The 4497-nt window shown below is 71.2% G+C and carries 8 protein-coding genes; 5 read left to right on the forward strand and 3 right to left on the reverse strand.

Features of this window, described 5'->3' with window-relative positions:
• Positions 1-476, reverse strand: a 476-nt coding sequence (locus AB8Z36_RS30485) for an MgtC/SapB family protein (protein WP_369216623.1), incomplete at its 3' end; no start/stop codon positions are given.
• Between the two features lie 199 nt (positions 477-675).
• Between AB8Z36_RS30485 and AB8Z36_RS30490 the strand changes: the two genes are divergently transcribed.
• From AB8Z36_RS30490 to AB8Z36_RS30500, 3 genes are all read left to right on the forward strand, one after another.
• A complete protein-coding gene (locus tag AB8Z36_RS30490) occupies positions 676-1881 on the forward strand; it encodes a helix-turn-helix domain-containing protein (protein WP_369216618.1) in 1206 nt (401 codons plus the stop codon).
• Positions 1882-2000: 119 nt separating this feature from the next.
• Positions 2001-2267: a hypothetical protein gene (locus tag AB8Z36_RS30495; protein WP_369216619.1), complete on the forward strand. Its 267-nt coding sequence runs from the start codon at positions 2001-2003 to the stop codon at positions 2265-2267.
• 2 nt (positions 2268-2269) lie between these two features.
• Positions 2270-2542: a DUF7848 domain-containing protein gene (locus AB8Z36_RS30500; RefSeq protein WP_369216620.1), complete on the forward strand. Its 273-nt coding sequence runs from the start codon at positions 2270-2272 to the stop codon at positions 2540-2542.
• 118 nt (positions 2543-2660) lie between these two features.
• On the opposite strand, the gene AB8Z36_RS30505 is transcribed toward AB8Z36_RS30500, so the two are convergent.
• Complete coding sequence (locus tag AB8Z36_RS30505; RefSeq protein WP_369216621.1) at positions 2661-3434, reverse strand: XRE family transcriptional regulator; 774 nt, start codon at positions 3432-3434, stop codon at positions 2661-2663.
• Between the two features lie 182 nt (positions 3435-3616).
• On the opposite strand from AB8Z36_RS30505, the gene AB8Z36_RS30510 reads away from it, so the two are divergent.
• Together AB8Z36_RS30510 and AB8Z36_RS42365 are read left to right on the forward strand one after the other, a co-directional pair.
• Positions 3617-3937: a hypothetical protein gene (locus AB8Z36_RS30510; protein ID WP_369216622.1), complete on the forward strand. Its 321-nt coding sequence runs from the start codon at positions 3617-3619 to the stop codon at positions 3935-3937.
• A gap of 2 nt (positions 3938-3939) precedes the next feature.
• Complete coding sequence (locus tag AB8Z36_RS42365) at positions 3940-4392, forward strand: DUF7848 domain-containing protein (protein WP_440582038.1); 453 nt, start codon at positions 3940-3942, stop codon at positions 4390-4392.
• Here AB8Z36_RS42365 and AB8Z36_RS42370 read toward each other — a convergent pair.
• Positions 4332-4490, reverse strand: coding sequence for a DUF7848 domain-containing protein (locus tag AB8Z36_RS42370; protein WP_440582039.1), 159 nt, complete (start codon positions 4488-4490; stop codon positions 4332-4334). The genes AB8Z36_RS42365 and AB8Z36_RS42370 overlap by 61 nt on opposite strands.
• Positions 4491-4497: the final 7 nt, after the last annotated feature.

Raw genomic sequence — 4497 nt, forward strand, 5'->3', positions numbered from 1 at the left:
ATGCGGTAGCCGGCGGGGACGGACCGCAGGGCGGGCAGGTGGTGGACGAGGGGACGTACCCCGTAGGACACGAGGAAGTAGGCGAGGGTGGCGAGCACGGCGAGCAACGGCAGCCCGGCACCGGCGGCGGCGCCCACGGCGGCGGTGAGCCAGATGGTGGCGGCGGTGGTGAGCCCCTGCACGGACCCCCGCTGCACGAAGATCACCCCGGCCCCGATGAACCCGAGCCCCGAGACGATCTGCGCGGCCATCCGGGAGGGATCGAGGGACACGGTCCCCGCCGCCAGCACATCGCTGAACCCGTACTTGCTGACGAGCGTGAAGAGCGCGGACCCGACCCCGACGATGGTGTAGGTCCGCAGCCCGGCGGCCTTCTGCCGGATCTCCCGCTCCAGCCCGATGACACTGGACAGCACGAAGGCCACGCCGAACTCAGCGGCCTGCACCCACCCCTGCCCGCTGGGCTCGACAGCCATCCACGCCACAGCGGCCACCTCCTCCTCAGGTCTCTGACGGCGACTCTCCCTCCACTGTCCATGACCATGGCCTGATGCGCGAAACGCCTAACCGGACCTGCCGGGGGCGACGGACCGGGTACCGTCTGAGTGACGAAGCCGGAAGGGTCCCGATCGGAAGGGATCTGCTCGGAAGGGTCCTGATCGGAAGGGTCCCGAGATGCCCTACGCGCAGGACAGCGGGAACGACCGCATCGGGCGCCGCATCGCGGAGGCGCGCAAGGCCCGTGGCCTGACGCAGTTCCAGCTGGCCCAGCGCATCCCGTGCTCGAAGTCGCTCATCGCCCAGGTCGAACGGGGACACAAGCCGGCCACGCCCTCGCTCACCGCGGGTGCCGCCCGCGCGCTGGGGGTCCGGCTGGAGCAGCTCACCGGGCAGCCGTACGAGGACCCGCACCGGGGCAGGGTGCACGCGACGGTCCCGGACATCCGTACGTCCATGCTGAGCTGGGACCTGCCGGACGAGACCCTGCCCGTGCGGTGCTACGGCGAGCTGGCCGCCGACGTGGCGTCCGCCTCCGCGCTCGGCCGCGAGGGCCGCTACGCACGGCTCGGCCGCCTGCTCCCGTCACTGCTCGACGAACTCTCGACGGCCTGCCACGCGGCCGACGGGCCGGAGCGGGAGCGGCTGTTCGGACTGCTCGCGGAGGCGTACTCCGGCGTGACCGCCATCGCCTACGCCGTCGGGCTGCTCGATCTCCGCTCCCAGGCGATGGACCGGGTGGGGTGGGCAGCGCGGGAGTCCGCCGATCCGCTGCGTGTCGGACGTACGCAGTGGCAGCGCTCGACACTGCTCCTGCAAGCCGCCGAGTACGACCGGGGGATGCGGCTGCTCGACCGTGTCCGGCACGACCTGGGCGAGGACATCGGCCCCATGGACCCGCCCACGCTCAGCGTGCACGGCGCCACACATCTGCGGTCCGCCATGTTCGCGGCGCGGGCGGGTAACGCGCCAACGGCGCACGCGCATCTGGACGCCGCGGGGGAGGCCGCCCGGCGTCTCGGCCGCGACGCCAACCACTACGGGCTGGAGTTCGGGCCGACCAACGTGGCGATGCACCGCCTCGGCGTGGCCGTGGAGCTGCACGACGGCCCGGAGGTCGTACGGGTGACGCGCCGCACGAGGCTCCCCGCCTCGGTGGCGCCGGTGCGGGCGGGCCACTGGTACATCGACGCGGCGAGAGGCTGGCTGGACCACGGCAACCGCGAGCAGGCGTTCGCGGCGCTCCAGGCGGCCCGGCGGAGATCACCGGAGCAGACCCGAAACCACCCCCAGGTACGTGAGACCCTCCAGACCCTGCTCCAACTGGAGCGGTACGGCAAGGAGCCGCTGGCCAGGTTCGCCGCGTGGCTTGGCATGACGTAGGACCGTGTTTCACAAGCCGTGAAACTCGTCGTCGGCGCGCGGCAGCAGCATGAAGTGATCAGTCCCCGGCGAGGCGGTGGCCTCCTGGGGGTGCGTCCCCTGCTGCGAGGAGCTGCGACATGACCGACGACACGAAACGGCGAGCCGAGGACGGAACGGCACCGGAGCGCCGGGAAGAGCCGACCATCGGCACCTTGGTCATCGACGAGGCACGGCAGCGGCTCGGCCGCGTGATGGCCCACGTCGGCACCCGCATCGCGCTCCGTCCGCCGGGCGGCGGCCGTGAGTGGGACGCGGACCCCGCGAACGTCCGACTCGCGCACGAGGACGAGGACCTGTGGTCACACATCGCGGGCGCCCGCACCCCGACCGGCTGGAGGCGATGACCATGCTCAAGTCGCTTATTCACGAGGTGACCTGGCGACTGTCCCCCGACCGCGAACCGGACGCGGAGCGGGTCACCCGCCGGATGGTGTGCGTGGTCTGCGAGGACGACGGCGTGGGCGCGGCTGCGTCGTCGGAGCCGTTCGAGGAGGCCGAACACGGCACGCTCGCCGCCCAGTCCTGGGTCTTCGAGCACGCGGGCCGCCACCCGTGCCACCACACGTATCGGGAAGTCATCTGCCGTCCGTGGCGGGCTGTTATGACGGGGGAGGGCTGACGGGAGCTGGGCTGATCCAGATTCTGGGCGCAGCCTTCACCACCCGGACGCTCGATCTTTCCCTGGTGCTCTGACCACGGGCTCAGGTGTGAACCGCCAGAGCAAGCATGCCGCTGAGTTATGACGTTTCGGGTGACCGGTTGTACGAGTCCAACGTGGCCTTGCTGGTCGACGCGTCCAGCAGCCGCAGTTCCCACGGACCGGAATTGATCTCGTACTCCCGGCCGAAGCCGACCCACTTGCCGCTCATACGACGCCCCGTCGGGTCGACCAGCATCTGAAGGGCGCCGAAGTAGCGCGCTCCTTGGTAGTAACCGTCGCGAGCCGTCTCCTCGGTCCATGTGCCGGTGACCGCGCTGCCGTCGATCTGGAGATCGAGGGTCAGTGGGCTGTTGGGGTTGAGTGAGGCGTTGGGGAGGCTGCGCGCGGTGAGGCGGTTGCCGTGCTGGAGCAGGACGACGTGGTGCTTGCCGGTGAAGACCTCGTTGTCACGGCCACTGCTGACGAACTCGTACCGCGAAAGCCACACCCCCGAGTAGTTGCTGCGGGGAGCGGTCCGGGGTGTCGGCGAACCACTCGCCTCGGGGGTGCCGACGGGGGGCCCTTCGAGGTCGTGCCCGCCGCGGCCGTCGTCGGATACGCGCGGGACGGACACCTGCGCGGCGAACCCCAGGGACGCGACCGGCAGGCCGGTGACCGACTCCAGTGCTCTGGCGTAGACCGGGCGGGGCGCGGCAGTCGTGCCGCTCTCCCAGCGCTGCACGAGGCGCTTGCTGGCGTCGTTCCGCTGGCCTGCCCGGGCACCGGCGTCCCGGATGGCCCGCGCGAAGTCGTCCTGCGACATGAGGAGGCCCATACGGACGGCCCGAAGCGTGCTGTTCGGTGTGGTCATGAGGCAACGGTAGACCTGCGGACGCTGTAATGACACCTAAATGACGCCCTACGTGTCGTTCCTTCAACGCCCCGAACGACGCCGCGCGGCCCGCCGTGACCGGGCCACTGTGGTCCCTGACGAAGGACCCCGCGAGTGCGCGGACACTCCGGGGGCGTGGCCGATCCGAGGAGCAGACCGACGTGAGCGGAAGTACGGACGGAAGTACGGCCGCGCGTGGGACCCGTGAGGACGACGCCCGGGGCGCGGGCATGAGGCTGCGCGAGTACAGGGTGGACCCGGAGCGCCGGGAAGAGCCGACCATCGGCGCCTTGGTCGTCGACGAGGCACGGCAACGGCTCGGCCGCGTGATGGCCCACGTCGGCACCCGCATCGCGCTCCGTCCGCCGGGCGGCGGCCGTGAGTGGGACGCGGACCCCGCGTACATCCGACTCGCGCGCGAGGACGAGATTTTGCGGTCACGCATGGCGGGCGCCCGGACCCCGACGGGCAGGGACCGATGACCATGGCCAAGTCGCTTGTCCACGAGGTGACCTGGCGACTGTCCCCCGACCGCGAACCGGACGCGGAGCCGATGACACGCCGGATGGTGTGCGTGGTCTGCGAGGACGACGGGGCGGGCGCGGCTGCGTCGTCGGAGCCGTTCGAGGAGACCGAGCACGGCGTGCTCGCCGCCCAGTCCTGGGTGTTCGCCCACGCGGGCCGCCACCCGTGCCACCACACGTACCGCGAGGTCATCTGCCGTCCGTGGCGGACTGTCATGACGGAGGGGAACATGCAGCGTACGAGTCGCCCGTCCGCGGCGGCTTCACCAGTCGTCTCATCGCCCTCCGACCTTCGGGCGGGCCACGTCGACGTGCGGGAAGATGGGGAGTCCGAGAAATGGGCCGATCGGCGTCATGGCGCCTCAGCGCCGGCTCGTGCCCGAGAGTCAGGCCGCCGCGAAGGGACCCCGTGACTGACCCGACGACCGCCACSCATGACAGTCCGCCACGGACGGCAGATGACCTCGCGGTACGTGTGGTGGCACGGGTGGCGGCCCGCGTGGGCGAACACCCAGGAC

The organism is Streptomyces flavofungini (assembly GCF_041028215.1).
Taxonomy (GTDB): Bacteria; Actinomycetota; Actinomycetes; order Streptomycetales; family Streptomycetaceae; genus Streptomyces; species Streptomyces flavofungini_B.

Coding starts and splice junctions, on each gene's coding strand:
- AB8Z36_RS30490 (WP_369216618.1), top strand. CDS start 676: ATGCCCTACGCGCAGGACAGCGGGAACGACCGCATCGGGCGCCGCATC.
- AB8Z36_RS30505 (WP_369216621.1), bottom strand. CDS start 3,434: ATGACCACACCGAACAGCACGCTTCGGGCCGTCCGTATGGGCCTCCTC.
- AB8Z36_RS42365 (WP_440582038.1), top strand. CDS start 3,940: ATGGCCAAGTCGCTTGTCCACGAGGTGACCTGGCGACTGTCCCCCGAC.
- AB8Z36_RS30500 (WP_369216620.1), top strand. CDS start 2,270: ATGCTCAAGTCGCTTATTCACGAGGTGACCTGGCGACTGTCCCCCGAC.
- AB8Z36_RS30495 (WP_369216619.1), top strand. CDS start 2,001: ATGACCGACGACACGAAACGGCGAGCCGAGGACGGAACGGCACCGGAG.